General features: G+C 56.9%; 14 protein-coding genes. All 14 read left to right on the top strand.

Annotation, left to right across the window (positions count from 1 at the left end):
- Positions 1–142: 142 nt before the first annotated feature.
- The 14 genes from EYC95_RS00430 (at position 143) to EYC95_RS00495 (ending at position 18,632) form a co-directional block, all read left to right on the top strand.
- Entirely contained in the window at positions 143–1,444 is a 1,302-nt protein-coding gene (locus tag EYC95_RS00430; protein ID WP_131058588.1) for a glycosyltransferase, read from the top strand.
- A 137-nt stretch (positions 1,445–1,581) separates the two neighbouring features.
- The gene (locus tag EYC95_RS00435) at positions 1,582–2,481 is read left to right on the top strand and encodes a phospholipase (RefSeq protein WP_131058589.1); all 900 of its coding nucleotides are present in this window, start codon (positions 1,582–1,584) and stop codon (positions 2,479–2,481) included.
- Between the two features lie 157 nt (positions 2,482–2,638).
- Positions 2,639–3,526, top strand: a complete 888-nt coding sequence (locus EYC95_RS00440) for a phospholipase (RefSeq protein WP_131058590.1) — start codon at positions 2,639–2,641, stop codon at positions 3,524–3,526.
- An 81-nt stretch (positions 3,527–3,607) separates the two neighbouring features.
- A complete protein-coding gene (locus EYC95_RS00445; protein WP_131058591.1) occupies positions 3,608–4,513 on the top strand; it encodes an AraC family transcriptional regulator in 906 nt (301 codons plus the stop codon).
- A gap of 343 nt (positions 4,514–4,856) precedes the next feature.
- Positions 4,857–6,167, top strand: coding sequence for a sugar ABC transporter substrate-binding protein (locus tag EYC95_RS00450; RefSeq protein WP_131058592.1), 1,311 nt, complete (start codon positions 4,857–4,859; stop codon positions 6,165–6,167).
- Positions 6,168–6,338: 171 nt separating this feature from the next.
- Positions 6,339–7,238, top strand: a complete 900-nt coding sequence (locus tag EYC95_RS00455; protein ID WP_256656894.1) for a carbohydrate ABC transporter permease — start codon at positions 6,339–6,341, stop codon at positions 7,236–7,238.
- Between the two features lie 10 nt (positions 7,239–7,248).
- Entirely contained in the window at positions 7,249–8,079 is an 831-nt protein-coding gene (locus EYC95_RS00460; protein ID WP_131058594.1) for a carbohydrate ABC transporter permease, read from the top strand.
- A gap of 148 nt (positions 8,080–8,227) precedes the next feature.
- A complete protein-coding gene (locus tag EYC95_RS00465; RefSeq protein WP_131058595.1) occupies positions 8,228–9,331 on the top strand; it encodes an ABC transporter ATP-binding protein in 1,104 nt (367 codons plus the stop codon).
- A gap of 15 nt (positions 9,332–9,346) precedes the next feature.
- On the top strand, positions 9,347–10,819 hold the full coding sequence (locus EYC95_RS00470; RefSeq protein ID WP_131058596.1) for a mannitol dehydrogenase family protein: 1,473 nt from the start codon (positions 9,347–9,349) through the stop codon (positions 10,817–10,819).
- A 156-nt stretch (positions 10,820–10,975) separates the two neighbouring features.
- Positions 10,976–12,472 carry a xylulokinase gene (xylB, locus tag EYC95_RS00475; RefSeq protein ID WP_131058597.1) on the top strand — a complete coding sequence of 499 codons (1,497 nt, stop codon included), beginning with the start codon at positions 10,976–10,978 and terminating at the stop codon, positions 12,470–12,472.
- Between the two features lie 13 nt (positions 12,473–12,485).
- A complete protein-coding gene (locus EYC95_RS00480; RefSeq protein ID WP_131058598.1) occupies positions 12,486–13,430 on the top strand; it encodes a carbohydrate kinase in 945 nt (314 codons plus the stop codon).
- A gap of 393 nt (positions 13,431–13,823) precedes the next feature.
- Positions 13,824–17,318 carry a type VI secretion system tip protein TssI/VgrG gene (gene tssI / locus EYC95_RS00485; protein ID WP_131058599.1) on the top strand — a complete coding sequence of 1,165 codons (3,495 nt, stop codon included), beginning with the start codon at positions 13,824–13,826 and terminating at the stop codon, positions 17,316–17,318.
- On the top strand, positions 17,311–17,964 hold the full coding sequence (locus tag EYC95_RS00490; RefSeq protein WP_131058600.1) for a DUF2931 family protein: 654 nt from the start codon (positions 17,311–17,313) through the stop codon (positions 17,962–17,964). Before tssI ends, EYC95_RS00490 begins: the two co-directional genes overlap by 8 nt.
- A 17-nt stretch (positions 17,965–17,981) precedes the next feature.
- The gene (locus EYC95_RS00495; protein WP_131058740.1) at positions 17,982–18,632 is read left to right on the top strand and encodes a DUF2931 family protein; all 651 of its coding nucleotides are present in this window, start codon (positions 17,982–17,984) and stop codon (positions 18,630–18,632) included.
- Positions 18,633–18,640: the final 8 nt, after the last annotated feature.

Here is an 18,640-nt window from a genome sequence, read left to right on the forward strand (position 1 = left end):
GATCAATTAAATAGATTGGCAGATAAAAAATGCCAGTCCCGCTCAGGGCTGGCATTTATGCATCACCGATTAAAACTATCTAGCGCTGTGGTTTAATTACGCCCTTTTCGCGCCCTGCCGCTTGCAGCAAAGGATCCCCTTCATGACTCCTCCTCCCGCCACCAAAGTCCTGGTCATCGGTTACGTCTGGCCCGAGCCTCGTTCTTCCGCCGCCAGTGGGCATGTGATGCAGATTCTGGATACGTTTTTGCAAGAGGGCTGGGACATTACTTTCAGCAGCCCGGCCGGTACCGGTGAACATCGGGCTGACCTGACGGCACTGGGCATCCGCGAAGTGCCGATCGAGTTGAACAACAGCAGTTTCGACGCGTTTATCAGTGAACTGGCGCCGGATATCGTGCTGTTTGACCAGTTCATGATGGAAGAGCAGTTCGGCTGGCGTGTAGAGAAGCACTGTCCTGACGCGTTGCGCGTGCTTGAAACCTCTGATTTGCAAAGCTTGCGACATGCCCGGCATCAGCGCCTCAAGGACCGCTTGAAGGCCAGTGATGACAACAATGATTTCAGCGACCTGTTCGCGCCAGCGTTGCGTGAAGAGTTCGATTTGATGGCCGATACCGATCTGGCTAAACGGGAGATTGCTGCGCTGTATCGTTGCGATTTGAACCTGATGATTTCTGAAGTGGAGATCAAGTTGCTGGTCGAGCAGTTCAAAATGCCGCGCAACTTGCTGCATTGGTGTCCGCTGATGGTCGAACCGCCGAGCGTGCCACCGGTCGCCTTTGAAGATCGGGCACATTTTCTCAGCATCGGTAATTTTCGACATGCACCGAACTGGGATGCGGTGCTCTGGATGAAAACAGCGATCTGGCCGTTGATCCGCGAGCAGCTGCCCAGCGCTCAGTTGCACATCTATGGCGCCTACACGCCGCCCAAGGCCACTGCACTGCATAACCCGGCCCAGGGTTTTCATGTCATGAACTGGGCGGAAGATGCTTTGCAAGTAATGTCGGCGGCGCGCGTGTGTCTGGCGCCGCTAAGGTTCGGCGCCGGGATCAAAGGCAAGATCATTGATGCAATGATCTGCGGCACGCCGAACGTCACCACACCGATAGGCGCGGAGGCCATGCACGGCAACGAGCCGTGGCCGGGATCGGTCACCCGATCGGCCCAGGTGTTCGCTGATTGCGCAGTGCAACTCTATACGGACAAAACCCAGTGGTTGAAGGCGCAGACGCTTGGATTGGAATTACTGACGAATCGTTACCAGCAAGGCATTCATGGTCCGGCGCTGATTGCCAGGCTCGAGGACTGCCGACAACGTCTGTCCACTGTTCGCCGAGATAATTTCACCGGCAGCATGTTGCGGCATCATCAGCACAAGAGCACTCAGTACATGTCGCAATGGATTGAAGCGAAGAATCGCTACCAAGAAGACGCCTGACACTAAGCAAGATACGCTTTGCATCAACCCTTAGTTGTTTTTTATGGGCGCATGTTTATAAATAGGCACTGAATCGCTTAACTTTACGCACAAGCGATTATTGCACTAACTACTTACTAAACATGCAAGGATGCACCATGCCTAACGCCCTTATAAACAATCTGAAATATTCTCCATACGAAAACCAAGACCTCACACTTAATAACTGGATGAGCAACACGCCCGCCCTGGATCATTTAACGCTCGCGGAACTTACCCTGCCAGGCGCTCACAATGCAGGCGTCGACAAAAAAGCCTCTTACGTGGCACCCGGCGTGAGTCATTGGGCAGCTTGCCAAAACAATTCCTTTTACTTCCAGCTAACCAAAGGCGCTCGCGCACTTGATTTAAGACTGGAGTATGAAGTCAAAAGTAACGGCGTCTCTGTATTCTGGTTTCAACACAATGGTTTCAGGTCCTCTCGTTCACTGGAGAATGTAATCACGAGCGTTATCCGTTTTCTTCAGGAGAATCCTGACGAATTCATCCTGCTCGATTTTCATGAGCTGAAGTCCGACAGCATACCTTTCAATTTCAAGGAGTTCAGCAGGCTCCTGTTGACCCATCTGGGTGATCGGATGATCCCTTCTGGCAATGCTCATCTGACACTGGGGCAACTGAAGCAGGTCAGTGATGCTCAGCGAGTGCTGGTGGCCACCAACAGCCATCCGGACCTCGACTGGCGCTGGTTTTGTCGGCAAATTGAACACAAATGGAGCGGTATCGCGACCACCAGCGTCAGCGAACTGGACGCCCATATCACACAGGTGATGAAGTACCCGCCTGGTGGCTCGCCATGGTCACTGTCCGCCACCAGTTACCATGCAGTGGGAGGGCCAGTGAATATCGCGGAATACCTTGATCAATGGTTTGATCCTGCTGTTAACGATTGGGTACTAAAGAGCAGCATTATCAATATTGACTTTTTGGAAGCATCAAAGTTGGTGCACCATTGTCGAAACGCCAACACCATCAAGGCGAACGCCAAGCGCCGCTAATACCTGGATCAAAGTGCAACTGTCGCGCGCCATTAATTAGCTATATTTATGAAGATATTTCCGTTGCTGGCATTGTCCTGATGCCCTTCTATGCTTTGCCATACATATCAATTAACTCACCTCATGGATGGGGCGAAGGTAACCGACGGGAATAGACATGACACGACCTATAGAAGGGAATCTCGATAAACAGAAGTGGATGAGTAATGTCCTCGACATCGATCGTATAAAACTGACCGATGTCGTCTGGCCTGGTGCCCATAACGCCGGCATGGATAAACAAGCACCTAATTATGAAGTGGTCATCGGCAATTGGACGACGTGTCAAAACGGTTCATTTGCCTGGCAACTGTCCAATGGCGCACGGGCCTTTGATATCCGCTTGGGCTATACCGAGGGTGCTGACCAGTCGATCTTCTATTTTCATCACAATGGACACCAGTCCCATCGCGTCCTCGATGAACTGATCACGGCGGTATTAGCGTTCCTTGACCGAAATCCGGATGAATTCATTGTGCTGGATTTTCACCAACTCGCAGACGGGTCCAAACCCTTTGACTATCGAAAACTCAATGATCTTCTGGTGAGTCGACTCGGACAGCGGGTCATACCGCCCGACAACGACACAAAAACCATCGGCGAGCTCAAGCGGATCAGCACTCGCCGCAGGGTGGTGTTGTCGGCACTCGCACATCGGGAACTGAATGAGGATTACTTCTGGCCACGCATTACACACAAGTGGAGCAGCAGGCGATTTACCGACACTGAGGATCTGAAGACCCATATTTCCAACACACTCGAAAACCCGCCTTTCGGAACATTTCTATGGTCATTATCGGCCACCAGCTACGCGTTTCTGGGAGGTCCTCAAGACATCAAAAACCAGATCAATGACTGGTTCAATCCCACCCGGGACTGGGTGACGCGCTGCTGCATCATCAGTACCGACTTTTTTGATGAGTCAGAGATCGTACGTTACTGCTGGACGGCCACCAGCATGAAAGCCGTTTACGGTTATGCCTTGCATACTCGGGAACCGGCGTAACGCCCGAAGCGTTGCAAGCTGGCATTACAGGCCAGGAAAGAGGCATGATCAGGGTGCAATGACAATAGAAAGCGCCCTGACATGACCCGAACCGCCAGAGTCACCGATCCTTCCTACGAACTGATGGACGACCACAACGGGTTGTCGATCATCTATCGCCAGCATGGATTCCCCTGCCCTTTGGTACGCTGGCATTTCCACAAGGAATACGAACTGCACCTGATCGTCGCCAGTTCCGGCAAGGTGTTCATCGGCGACTACATCGGCAACTTTTACCCGGAATCCCTGTTCCTGACCGGCCCCAATCTGCCCCACAACTGGATCAGCCAGGTGGCCGAAGACGAGGTAGTGCCCAAACGCGACATGCTGGTCAATTTCACCGATGAGTTGTTCGAGAGCGGTCATCAGGTATTCGCGGAACTCAAGACCTTGGCACCACTGCTGGAGCGCGCGCAGTACGGCATCGAATTTCGTTGCAAGCGCACCATCCGCCAGGCCATGACCTTGATGCAACGCATCGCCGATACCAAAGGCATCACCCGGCTGGGTCACTTTTTTATTCTGCTGGAGCTGCTCGCCGCTTCAGACGATTTTCAATTGCTGTCGGGTGCCACCACGCCGCAACTGGCAGATGAACACAACATCGATCGCACCAACCGGGCGGTGGATTACATTTTTGCGCATTACGCCCGGGATCTGCCGCTCGAGGAAGTCGCTGAGCATCTGGGCATGAAACCGACTTACTTCAGCCGGGTGTTCAAACAGGCCACCGGGCGTTGCTTCATTGAGTTCGTCAATCGCCTGCGCATCAGTAAATCCTGCGAGTTGCTGGCCGATGGCGACAAACCAGTGACCGATGTGTGTTTCGAATCGGGCTTCAACAATATTTCCAACTTCAATCGACGGTTCCAGCAGCTCAAGGGCATGACGCCTTCGCATTACCGGCGGCTGGCGGTGCAGCGGTTGACCGAACAGAATCTGGGTTGATCGTCTTGGTCATGGGGTGATCTTGAGTACGCCTTCGCGGGCAAGCCTCGCTCCTACAGGTTTACGTATATCCCTGTAGGAGCGAGCGGTGCGGCGATCCGACTTGCCCGCGAAGAGGCCCGAAAACCTGTACAAATTCGATGACCATTCACCTCCGCGAAGCCTGTCCTTGCAGTTCCCTCCTTTAATCCCAGTGCAAAATAGTATCGATTCAAGTGCGACGGATGATTTGTCTGATCCGCAATTGAACGCTGTAATCAGTGCACATTCTTCCTGCCCTCGGAAGACACAAAAACAATAACCGTCCTTCTGTCCCCCATCGGGTGCAGAAAAGGAGTGCACGATGCAACCTTCTGTAAAAGCTCTGCTTGCCCTCACCTGCATGACCCTCAGTAGCGTCAGCCTCGGCGCTCAAACCCTGACCATCGCCACCGTCAACAACAGCGACATGATCCGCATGCAAAAGCTCTCGAAAACCTTCGAGGCCGAGCACCCGGACATCAAGCTCAATTGGGTGGTACTGGAAGAAAACGTCCTGCGCCAACGCTTGACCACCGACATCGCGACACAAGGCGGGCAGTTCGACGTGCTGACCATCGGCATGTACGAAGCCGCACTCTGGGGGGGCAAGGGCTGGCTGGAGCCGATGAAGGACTTGCCGGCCACCTACGCCCTCGACGATGTCTTCCCTTCGGTGCGTGAAGGCCTGTCGGTCAAGGGCTCGCTCTATGCCCTGCCGTTTTACGCGGAAAGCTCCATCACCTATTACCGCATCGACCTGTTCAAGGACGCCGGGCTGACCATGCCTGAGCACCCGACCTGGACGCAGATCGGCGAATTCGCCAGCAAACTCACCAATAAAGACAAAGAACAGTACGGCATCTGCCTGCGTGGCAAGGCCGGCTGGGGCGAGAACATGGCGCTGATCACCACCGTCGCTAACGCCTACGGTGCGCGCTGGTTTGATGAGCAGTGGCAACCGGAGTTCACCGGCCCCGAGTGGAAAAACGCCCTGAATTTCTACGTCGACACGATGAAGAAATCCGGCCCGCCGGGTGCTTCCAGCAACGGTTTCAACGAAAACCTGGCGCTGTTCAACAGCGGCAAATGCGCGATCTGGGTGGACGCCAGCGTCGCCGGCTCCTTCGTCACCGACAAGACCCAAAGCAAGGTCAGCGAGCACATCGGCTTCACCTACGCCCCCCACGAGACCACCGACAAAGGTTCGGCCTGGCTCTACTCCTGGGCGCTGGCGATCCCGACCAGTTCCAAGGCCAAGGATGCGGCTAAAACCTTCAGTGCCTGGGCCACGTCCAAGGAATACGGTGCGCTGGTTGCCGAGAAAGACGGCATCGCCAACGTGCCGCCCGGCACTCGGGCCTCGACCTACAGCGAGGCGTACATGAAGGCTGCGCCGTTCGCCAAGGTGACCCTTGAATCGCTGAAAGCCGCGGACCCGAGCAAGCCGACCCTCAAGCCCGTGCCCTACATCGGCATTCAGTTAGTGACCATTCCTGAATTCCAGGCGGTGGGGACCCAGGTCGGTAAATTGTTCTCGGCGGCGCTGATCGGCCAGACCACGGTCGACCAGGCCCTGACGGCCGCCCAGCAAACCACCGAACGTGAGATGAAGCGCGCCGGTTATCCCAAGTAACCCACGCAACCAATGTGGGAGCGGGCTTGCTCGCGAAGAGGCCGGTACATCCGATGCATCTTCAGTGACTGGAACACCGCTTTCGCGAGCAAGCCCGCTCCCACAGTTGATCTTCATTTGTCTGTTCCCAATCGGTTTAATGCCATGAATATTTCAACTGTTAAAGCTCACATGGACATTCCCCAACCGGTGCGTAAAAGCCGGTTGGCCAATCCCGGCTGGTTTCTGGTCAGTCCCTCGGTGGCGTTGTTGCTGCTGTGGATGATCGTGCCGCTGGGCATGACCGTTTACTTCTCGCTGATCCGCTACAACCTGCTCTATCCCGGTGAGAACGAGTTCGTCGGGCTGGAGAACTTCAGCTACTTCCTCAGCGACTCGGGTTTTCTGCCCGGCGCCACCAACACCTTGTTGCTGGTCGGCAGCGTACTGCTGATCAGCGTGGTGCTCGGCGTGTTGATCAGTGCGCTGCTGGAGGCCAGTGAGTTTCTCGGTCGTGGCATCGTGCGGGTGATGCTTATCTCACCGTTTTTCATCATGCCCACCGTCGGTGCATTGATCTGGAAGAACCTGATTTTCCATCCGGTATCCGGGATTCTCGCCTACGTCTGGAAGCTGTTCGGCGCGCAGCCGGTGGACTGGCTGGCGCATTACCCGTTGCTGTCGATCATCATCATTGTGTCCTGGCAATGGCTGCCCTTCGCGATCCTGATCCTGATGACCGCCATGCAGTCCCTCGATCAGGAACAGAAGGAAGCCGCGCGCCTCGACGGTGCCGGTCCGATCGCGATCTTCTGGCACCTGACACTGCCGCACCTGGCGCGGCCGATTGCGGTGGTGGTGATGATCGAAACCATCTTCCTGCTCTCGGTGTTTGCAGAAATCTTCACCACCACCAACGGTGGTCCCGGCTATGCCTCGACCAACCTGGCCTACCTGATCTACAACCAGGCGCTGGTGCAGTTCGACGTCGGCATGGCGTCCGCCGGCGGCTTGATCGCGGTGGTGATCGCCAACATCGCGGCCATCGTGCTGGTGCGCATGATCGGCAAAAACCTGACAGACAAAGCCTGAGGCCTGCGCCATGACTCTTCAACAATCCCGCCGTCTGCAAAGTCTGCTGCTCGGCACCCTGGCCTGGGCCATCGCGATCCTGATCTTCTTCCCGATCTTCTGGATGGTGCTGACCAGTTTCAAAACCGAAATCGACGCCTTCGCCACGCCGCCTCAGTTCATCTTCCCCCCGACGCTGGAGAACTACCTGCACATCAATGAGCGCAGCGATTACTTCAGCTTCGCCTGGAACTCGGTGGTGATTTCGTTCAGCGCCACAGCCCTGTGCCTGTTGATCGCGGTGCCGGCGGCCTACTCGATGGCGTTCTACGAAACCCAGCGCACCAAGGGCACGCTGCTGTGGATGCTCTCCACCAAGATGCTGCCACCGGTGGGCGTGTTGATGCCGATCTACCTGCTGGCCAAGAGCTTCGGCCTGCTCGACACACGCATCGCGCTGATCGTGATCTACACGCTGATCAACCTGCCGATCGTGGTCTGGATGATTTACACCTACTTCAAGGACATCCCCAAGGACATCCTCGAAGCCGCGCGCCTCGATGGCGCCACGCTGTGGCAGGAAATGGTCCGGGTGCTGCTGCCGATCGCCAAGGGTGGCTTGGCCTCCACGGTGTTGCTGTCGCTGATCCTGTGCTGGAACGAGGCGTTCTGGTCGCTGAACCTGACCTCGTCGAAAGCCGCGCCACTGACCGCGTTGATCGCTTCGTACTCCAGTCCCGAAGGCTTGTTCTGGGCCAAGTTGTCGGCGGTGTCGACGCTGGCCTGTGCGCCGATCCTGATCTTCGGCTGGATCAGCCAGAAACAATTGGTCCGCGGCCTGTCGTTCGGTGCCGTGAAATAAAACGGGCACAACCCCTGTAGGAGCCAGGCTTGCCGGCGAAGGCGATCTCCCGGACGCCTTCGCCGGCAAGTCGGATCGCCGCACCGCTGGCTCCTACAGAAAAGCGCGCCAGGCTCAACTGAATAACAACAAGTGGAGGCCCATCATCATGGCCAACCTGAAAATCAAGAATCTGCAAAAAGGCTTCGAAGGCTTTTCCATCATCAAAGGCATCGACCTGGAAGTGAACGACAAGGAATTCGTGGTCTTCGTCGGCCCATCAGGCTGCGGCAAGTCCACGCTGCTGCGGCTGATCGCCGGGCTGGAAGAAGTCAGCGGCGGCACCATCGAACTCGACGGTCGCGACATCACCGAAGTCAGCCCGGCCAAACGCGACCTGGCGATGGTGTTCCAGACTTACGCCTTGTACCCGCACATGAGCGTGCGCAAAAACATGTCGTTTGCCCTCGACCTCGCCGGTGTGCCGAAAGCTGAAGTCGAGAAAAAAGTCGGCGAAGCGGCGCGCATCCTTGAATTGGGGCCGATGCTGGAGCGCAAGCCGAAGCAACTGTCTGGCGGCCAGCGTCAACGGGTCGCCATCGGCCGCGCCATCGTGCGTAACCCGAAAATCTTCCTGTTCGACGAACCGCTGTCCAACCTCGACGCCGCCCTGCGGGTGCAGATGCGCCTGGAACTGTTGCGTCTGCACAAAGACCTGCAAGCGACGATGATTTACGTGACCCACGACCAGGTCGAAGCCATGACCATGGCCGACAAAGTGGTCGTCCTCAACGGTGGAAAAATCGAGCAAGTCGGCTCGCCGCTGGACTTGTACCACCAGCCGGCCAACCTGTTCGTCGCAGGCTTTCTCGGCACGCCAAAAATGGGCTTCCTCAAGGGCAAAGTTACCCGCGTCGAGGCTCAAAGCTGTGAAGTCATGCTGGACGCCGGCACCCGCATCACGCTGCCACTAACCGGCGCCAATCTGAACGTCGGCGGCGCGGTGACCCTGGGCATTCGTCCGGAACACCTCAACCTCGCGCAAACCGGCGACTGCACCTTGCAAGTCACCGCCGACGTCAGCGAACGCCTGGGCAGCGACACCTTCTGCCACGTCGTGACCTCTTCCGGTGAAGCGCTGACCATGCGGGTTCGTGGCGACCTGGCCAGCCGTTACGGCGAAGCCTTGAGCCTGAACCTTGACGCCGAACACTGCCATTTATTCGATGCCGACGGCGTGGCGCTGACGCGTCCGCTGCGCGCAGCGGCCTGATTTAGAGAGCCTGTGATGAAACTCAATAAGCAGAACCTCAACCGCCTCGCCCCCGAGGTGGTCCTGCCCGCCTACACCCTGAGCGATACGCGCCAGGGCATTGCACACATCGGCGTCGGCGGTTTTCACCGTGCCCATCAGGCGTATTACACCGACGCACTGATGAACACCGGTGAAGGCCTGGACTGGGCGATCTGCGGGGTCGGCCTGCGCGCCGAAGACCGCCGCGCCCGGGACGATCTGAAAGAGCAGGATTACCTCTTCACCTTGTTCGAGCTGGGCGACACCGACGACACCGAAGTCCGGGTCATCGGCGCGATTCGCGACATGCTGCTGGCCGAAGACAGCTCGGCGGCTTTGATCGACAAACTCGCCAGCCCGGAGATCCGCATCGTCTCGCTGACCATCACCGAGGGCGGTTATTGCATCGACGACAGCAACGGCGAGTTCATGGCGCACCTGCCGCAAATCCAGTACGACCTGGCGAACCCGGACGCACCGAAAACCGTGTTCGGCTTCCTCTGCGCCGCACTGGCCAAACGCCGCGCCGCTGGCACGCCGGCCTTCACCTTGATGTCGTGCGATAACCTGCCGCACAACGGCGCGGTCACCCGCAAAGCCTTGCTGGCCTTCGCCGCTTTACGCGATGCCGATCTACGCGACTGGATCGACAGCCATGTCAGCTTCCCCAACGCCATGGTTGACCGTATCACCCCGATAACCAGCACCGAGCATCTCCTGCAACTGGCCGACAAACATGCGTTGGATGATGCCTGGCCAGTGGTCTGCGAACCTTTTGTGCAGTGGGTGCTGGAAGACAAGTTCGTCAACGGCCGTCCGGCCTGGGAAAAGGTTGGCGTGCAATTTACCGACGACGTCACGCCGTATGAAGAGATGAAGATCAAACTGCTCAACGGCAGTCATCTGGCCCTGACGTATCTGGGGTTCCTGAAGGGTTATCGCTTCGTGCACGAGACCATGAATGACCCACTGTTTGTGCGTTACATGCGTGCCTACATGGACCTGGATGTCACGCCGCAGCTGTCGCCCGTGCCGGGGATTGACCTGACGGATTACAAGAACACGCTGGTCGCGCGTTTCTCCAATCAGGCGATTGCCGATCAGCTGGAACGCGTGTGTTCGGACGGTTCGTCGAAGTTTCCCAAGTTCACCATTCCGACGATCAATCGCCTGATTGCCGATGGCCGGGATCCCAAGCGTGCCGCGCTGGTGGTGGCGGCCTGGGCGTTGTATTTGAAGGCAGTGGATGAGAACGGGGACACCTACTCGATTCCTGATCCGCGGGCGACGTTCTGCCAGGCACTGGTGGCGGATGATGTGTTGATTACGCAGCGGTTGTTGGAGGTTGAGGAGATCTTTGGTACGGCAATTCCGAATTCGCCGGAGTTTGTGGCGGCGTTTGAATGGTGCTGCAACAGCTTGCGGGAAGTGGGTGTGACGCGGACGTTGGAGCGGGTGTTGGCGTAAGTGCGGCGGTGAGACCACCGCCGTCTTCGCGGGCAAGCCTCGCTCCTACAGGTCCGGGGTCAACCATCTGATCCGCGCTCGACACTAACCTTGTAGGAGCGAGGCTTGCCCGCGAATGGCTTCACCTAGATTGACCTGACGATCCAAGGATTTTCCATGACAAACCAACACCTCTTCCTCGGCATCGACTGCGGCACCCAAGGCACCAAAGCCGTGATCCTCGACGCCCACAGCGGCCAGGTCCTCGGTCAGGGCGCCGCGACGCACAGCTTGTTCAGCGGCGCAAACGGTCGTCGCGAGCAAGACACCAATCAGTGGCTGGAGGCGTTCACCCTGGCCACCCGCCGTGCGTTGCTCGCCGCTAAAGTCGGAGGTCAGGACATCCTCGGCATCGGTGTCTCCGGCCAGCAACACGGTCTGGTGCTGCTCGATGATCTGGGCCAGGTGCTACGTCCGGCGAAGCTTTGGTGCGACACCGAATCCACCCCGGAAAACGACCGTCTGCTGGACCACCTCGGCGGCGAAAAGGGTTCGCTGGAGCGCCTCGGCGTGGTCATTGCACCGGGCTACACCGTTTCCAAACTGCTATGGACCAAAGAACAGCACCCGGACATTTTCGCCCGAATCGCCCGCATCCTCCTGCCCCACGACTACCTCAACTTCTGGCTCACCGGCCGCAGTTGCAGCGAGTACGGCGATGCCTCCGGCACCGGGTATTTCAACGTGCGCAGCCGCCAGTGGGATTGGCAGTTGCTGCGCGACATCGACCCGAGCGGACGCCTGCAAGCCGCGTTACCGGAGTTGATCGATGCGCATCAAGCGGTCGGCACGATCCTGCCGGGTATCGCCGAACACCTGGGCATCAACCCGCAGGCGCTGGTCTCCAGCGGAGGCGGCGACAACATGATGGGCGCCCTCGGCACCGGCAACATCAAGCCCGGCGCGATCACCATGAGCCTCGGATCTTCGGGGACGGTGTACGCCTATTCCGACCAGCCGAAAGTCAGCCCGGATGCGTCGGTCGCGACGTTTTGCTCCTCCAGCGGTGGCTGGCTGCCGCTGATCTGCACCATGAACCTGACCAACGCCACGGGGGGCATCCGCGAGCTGTTCGACCTCGATATCGAGCATTTCAACAAACTGGTGGCACAAGCGCCCATCGGGGCCGAAGGCGTGTGCATGCTGCCGTTTCTCAACGGCGAGCGCGTCCCCGCCCTGCCCCACGCCACTGGCAGCCTGCTAGGCTTGACGATGACCAACCTGACCCAGGCCAACCTGTGCCGCGCGGTGGTGGAAGGCACGACCTTCGGTTTGCGTTACGGACTGGACCTGCTGCGCCAGAATGGCTTACAAAGCCGCAGCATTTGCCTGATCGGCGGCGGCTCGAAAAGCCCGGTGTGGCGGCAGATGGTCGCCGACATCATGAACACCCCGGTCATCTGCACCGAACAAAGCGAAGCCGCCGCCCTCGGCGCGGCGATACAGGCGGCGTGGTGCAAGTCCTGGGCAAACGGCCACGAGGACAGTCTGGCGGACCTTTGCGAGCGTTGCGTAAAATTCGATCCAGCCAGTGAAACCTTGCCGATTGCCGACAATGTAGCGGCCTGTCAGCAGGCCTATGAACGCTATCAACAGCATGTCGCAACCCTTTAAAGAGCGAACAATTATGTATCTGGTGTGTGGCGAAGCGCTGTTCGATTTCTTCAGTGAAGACGACGCCAGCGGCCTGGCTTCAAAAGTGAATTTCAAGGCGATTGCCGGTGGTTCGCCGTTCAACGTCGCGGTTGGACTGCGGCGGTTGGGAGTCGAGTCGGCGCTGTTTGCCGGGTTATCGACCGACTACCTTGGCCGACGTTTGCAGCAAGTGCTTTCAGATGAAGGCGTGCGTCCCGACTATTTGGTCGATTTCGCTGCGCCGACGACCTTGGCGATGGTTGCCGTCGGTGCCGATGGCTCGCCCCACTACAGCTTCCGTGGTGAAGGTTGTGCGGATCGGCAGCTCAAACCTGAGCATCTGCCTGAGCTGGGGCCTGAAGTGCGCGGTTTGCACATCGGCTCGTATTCGCTGGTGGTGCAGCCGATTGCCGACACGCTGCTGGCGTTGGTGCAGCGGGAAAGCGGTAAACGCTTGATCAGCCTTGATCCGAATGTGCGACTCAATCCTGAGCCGAACATCGATCTGTGGCGTTCGCGGATTGCGACGCTGGTTGAGTTGGCTGACCTGATTAAAGTCAGCGATGAGGATTTGAGCCTGTTGTACCCCGAGCAGGATCCGCAGCGGGTGATCGAGGGTTGGCTGCAACATCGCTGCCAGTTGGTGTTTTTGACCCGTGGTGGCGAGGGAGCGACTGTGTACAGCCGCACTCAAGGTTCGTGGTCGGTGTCGGCCTGCTCGGTAAAGATCGCCGACACCGTGGGCGCTGGCGATACGTTCCAGGCGGCGCTGATTACCTGGTTGACCGAGCAGCAGCTGGATTCTGTTGAAGGCGTGCAATCGCTTGAGCGCGAGCAAATCGACGGGATGTTGAAGTTTGCGGTGCAGGCAGCGGCGCTGACATGCAGCAAGACCGGGCCGGATTTGCCGTATCGGCAGCAGTTGGAAATGCGCTGAATCTGACAGATCGTTCCCACGCTCTGCGTGGGAATGCAGCCCGGGACGCTCTGCGGCCCAAAAGCGGAAGCGGAGCGTCCAATGAAGCATTCCCACGCGGAGCGTGGGAACGATCAGTAGGCAATGACGGCAGAGGGGTTTTAAGGGGTTTTAAGTGCTTTGAACGACTGGAGTCTGAAAATGACTATGGATTCCTGGTCACCGCAAGGGTGTGACGCGGTGAAGTTCTGCAAAGGATGACGAAGCATCCCCCGCATTCATTAGCCGAAACCCCATATCTAGGGGTTTTCCCGATAGCACAAGGCATCCACGCCTACGGCATTTGCGCCTTGAACGAGGCGGTTTAATGCTGCACCATCCGCACCAGCTTATTCAAAGGACGGAATTAAAGGCATGCTGGACGCGAACGCAACCCATATTTCCCTGACGCTGGAAGGCGTTTCCGTTGACCTGCAAGTGCTCAGCTTCGTCGGTCGCGAAACCCTCAACCAACCGTTCTGTTTCGATATAGAACTGGTCAGCGCCCGTCCCGACCTGAAACTCGAAGAGTTACTGCACAAGCCTGGCTGCTTGACCTTCGGCGCTACCGGCAAGGGTATCATCCACGGTCTGGTCTATCGCATCGAGCAAGGCGATTCCGGCAAAAGCCTGACGCGCTACAGCATCAGCCTGGTCCCGCAACTCGCTTACCTGCGTCACAACCATGACCAGCAGATTTTCCAGCATTTGAGTGTGCCGAAAATCATCGCTCAGGTACTTGAGGCGCGCGGCATCCTCGCTGATGCCTACAGTTTCCAGCTCGGCGCGATCTACCCCGAGCGCGATTACTGCGTGCAGTACGACGAATCCGACCTGCACTTCATCCAGCGCCTGTGTGAAGAGGAAGGCATTCACTTCCACTTCCAGCACAGCGCCAGCGGCCACACACTGGTGTTCGGCGATGACCAGACTGTGTTCCGCAAACTTTCGCCCGTGGCCTACCAGCAAGACTCCGGCATGGCCGCCACGAAACCGGTGATCAAGCGCTTCAACCTGCGCCTGGAAACCCGCACCTCCCGCGTCAGCCGCCGCGATTACGACTTCGAAAAACCGCGCATCCTGCCCGAAGGCGCCGCCAAGAGTACCTTCACGCCGGACCTGGAAGACTACGACTTCCCTGGCCGCTTCACCGACCGCGCACGCGGTAAACAACTGGCGACCCGCGCGCTGGAACGCCATCGCAGCGATTACCAACTGGCCGAAGGCAAAGGCGACGAGCCCACCCTGGTCAGCGGCCACTTCATGGCCCTGAGCGAACACCCGCGCGCCGAGTGGAACGACCTCTGGTTGCTGCTCGAAGTCGTGCACGAAGGCAAGCAGCCGCAAGTGCTCGGCAAAAACGTCACCAGCGACGTCACCCACAACAAAGACGATTTCCATCAGGGCTACCGCAACCAATTCCTCGCCACCCCGTGGGACGCGCACTTCCGCCCGGCCCTCGAACACCCGAAACCGAAGGTCCTGGGCAGCCAGACCGCCATCGTCACCGGTCCGCCGGGCGAAGAAATCCACTGCGACGAATACGGCCGCGTCAAAGTGCAATTCCGCTGGGACCGCGACGGCCAGGCCAACGACAACACCAGCTGCTGGCTGCGCGTCGCCACCGGCTGGGCCGGCAGTGCCTACGGCGGCATCGCCATCCCGCGCGTCGGCATGGAAGTCCTCGTCACCTTCCTCGAAGGCGACCCCGACCAACCGCTGATCACCGGCTGCCTGTTCCACAAGGAAAACGTCGTCCCCTACGACCTGCCGGCCAACAAAACCCGCAGCACCTTCAAGACCCTGAGCTCACCGGGCGGCAAGGGTTACAACGAGTTCCGTATCGAAGACAAGAAAGGTGCAGAGCAGATCTACCTGCACGCCCAGCGCGACTGGGATGAAAACATCGAGCACGACCAGAAGATCCGCATCGGCAATGAACGTCATGACACGGTCGAGGCCAATGTTTTCAGCGAGTTCAAGGTTGAAGAACATCGGATTACGCAACTGGATCGCAAGACTGAAGCGCGTGCGGATGATCACCTGACGGTGGCGGTGACCCAGCATGTGAAGGTCGGGACGGCGCAGTTTGTCGAGGCGGGTCAGGAGATTCATTACCACGCTGGCGAGAAGGTGGTGATGGAAGGCGGGATGGAACTGACGGCCAAGGCTGGCGGGAGTTTCGTCAAGGTGGATGCGGGGGGCGTGACGATTAGTGGGGCTGAGGTGAAGGTGAATACCGGGGGCTCGCCTGGGGCGGGTTCCGGGATTCAGATTCTGCCACCGATCACGCCGGGCGCCGCTGCGGCTGCCCTTGCGGGGAAATTGCTGAGTGCTCCGCCGGTTGGCAAGTTCAATGCGGTTGCTGATGAAACGCCTAAAGCCGCGCCACAGGCGGTGGAAGAAGAGCTTGAGGAAGAGGAGGAAGAGGTTGAGCTGGAAGACATTACCTTGCGAGTTGGGGTGTTCTTCGATGGTACGGGCAATAACCGTAACAACAGTGAACGCGTCTTTGGCTGCTTTGCGCCGGATGTAAACCTGGAGGAAATGGCAGAGGATATCCGTCAGTTCTGCGCCTCTTATGGTTATGACGGTAAGGGAAGCTCCCCGGACAATAGCTACGGGAACGATGTCAGTAACGTGGCAAGGCTATATGACCTTTACGTAAACGAGGCGGATAAGACTCTGCCTATCGATGCCAAGACAGCGAGCTTGCCAGTTTATGTAGATGGAATCGGTACTAGCAGTACCGCGCAGGACTCTACATTTTCGCAAGGCACAGGCTTGGGCGCGCAAGGCGTCCGGGCGCGAGTTGAAGAAACTCCACAGCTGCTTCTTCGGGTGATCCGTACCTTCCAAGACAACAATCCCGATAAACGTGTGGCGAAAATCGAGTTCGATATTTTCGGGTTCAGTCGCGGCTCAGCAGCAGCAAGGGACTTTGCAAATGAGGTATTAAAAGGCGACCAAAGCATCCTTGCCAAAGCGTTACCAATCGGGTCCTCGGTATTATCTGACAGCTTTGCCTGGCAGCCACAAACAGATGTATCTATAAATTTTATCGGCGTTTACGACACCGTCGCTGCCATTGCCAATCTCCTGGTAGGAGACCTTGATGGGAATAACGCCTACAACCCTGGCATCAACATCTTTGTGGCACCAGATGCGGCTAAAAAAGTCATTCAATTGGTCGCCCGAAATGAACGTCGTTATAACTTTGCCCTCAATAGTCTTGGTGCGGCGGATATTGTCTTGCCCGGCGTGCACTCGGATCTGGGAGGTGGATATTTACCAAAAGCAATGGAGCGCATCCTGCTTAGCAAGCCGCGTAAAAGCGAGGTTGAAGAGAAAGTTCCTTTCACTCAAGCCAATAGTTACAAGCTCGCCCAACAGGACTTGAGAAGGTTTCAAGACCAATTGTCCCAATATCACCTTTCGTTGGAGGTCCGGACATGGGAGGTTCCGTTTCGGAGTACTGAGAAGGGCAATCAAAAAGACATGAAACACGTTTATGCTGCGGTCAGCAGCCAGCGAGAAGTCCGCAGTGATCTGTCCTTGATCTACTTTCGGATCATGCGCAAGCTGGCCGTGGAAAATGGAGTACCATTTGACGAGATTGACGAAAGTGAACCGCGACTTGCATTACCTGCAGAACTCATTCCTATTTCCGAAAAACTGATGGAATACGCCCTGGGGAAAAGCAAAACAACAGGACTTACTCCGCATGAGGAGGAACTGTTGTTCCAGCGTTACGTTCATTTATCCGACAACTGGAATGCTGCCAAAAATCGAAACAATAGCGACCTGAATATAGTATTCATTAATCGACCAGACGAGAACTATGTGCGCACGGTGCACCCAAATGAGTAATTTTATACGTGTCGCTATTGCCGCTTTTCTGCTCAGTGGCTGTGCGCTCGCCAACAGTCAGTCAATGCCTTACAAATCCTGGTACTTAGGGTTCTCGGCCCCCGACTACATGGAGGTTTGGATCGAAACAGCAGATGTAGTCGATATTCAGGAACAGCTGTATCTACGTGCGATGAGTGGGAATGCAGCCATACTAAGGCCCCCTAACAACTCGGGGGACCCCAAAGGCTGGCCAAAAAGAGCGAGCATCGGAAAAGGTAAAAATGTAACAGGGGCAGATTTACCCAAAAAGATTTATGTCCGATGGCAGTCGCTTGCCGAGCCGCAAACTTACCAAATGGTAATTAACATACCGGAGGCAACTCAGGAAATCATGCGCAAGGGGGAAAAGGTTTTCTGCGCAGCTGACGGAAGATGGATCACCGGATATCGGGACTCAGTCGCTATCATGTTGGTTCCGGGAGGTATCGCTAAAGTCTGGGTAGCCGGTCCCTGCATGACACCGATCGAAGTTACTAGGATGAAAGCCGAGATTGCTCCTCTTGGTCCGTACGGGGGAGAGTCTGGAGGTAAACATCGCCCGCTTTCGGCAGTCTCCAAAGCCTATGTCGAAAAATTTGGTGTGCCATATGACTCTTGGAAATGACCAGCCACAACATCCTAATGAGTAAATTTTTAAGTATTGCCATCGTCGCGTTGACGCTCAGTGGCTGCGCGTTCGCCAATAGCAATTCAATGCCTTACAAGTCTTGGCACCTAGGATTCTCGGCCCCTAATTACATGGAAGTATGGATCGAGTCGGCTGATGTGGTCGATATCAAAGAACAAGTGTATCCACGCGCAATGAGTGGCACAGCTGCCATTCAGACACCTCCCAACAATACAGGTGACCCTAGAGGGTGGCCCGAAAGACCAGGAATTGGCAAAGGTAAGAACGTGACTGGAGCGGAGTTACCCCAAAAGATCTATGTACGCTGGCAGTCGCTAGTCGAGCCGCAAACTTACCAGATGGTGATCAACGTACCTGAGTCGACCAGGGAGATCATGCGCAAGGAAGAAAAAGCTTTTTGTGCATTTGATGGTAAGTGGATAACAGACTACCGCAACGCATTGGTTATCAATTTGGCGCCCGGTGGTATAGCCAAAATGTGGGTGATGGGGTCGTGCCTGCCAGCAATAGAAGTAACTAGGGTAAAAGCTGTGATTGACCCGCGCGGTCCCTATGAAGGTAAGTCTAATGGTGAGTACGACACGCTATCCGATCAATCCAAAGCATATGTCGAGAAATTTGGGGTGCCGTATGGCTCGTGGTAGCGAGAGAG

The sequence above is a fragment of the Pseudomonas sp. BGI-2 genome (assembly GCF_004310295.1).
GTDB lineage: Bacteria > Pseudomonadota > Gammaproteobacteria > Pseudomonadales > Pseudomonadaceae > Aquipseudomonas.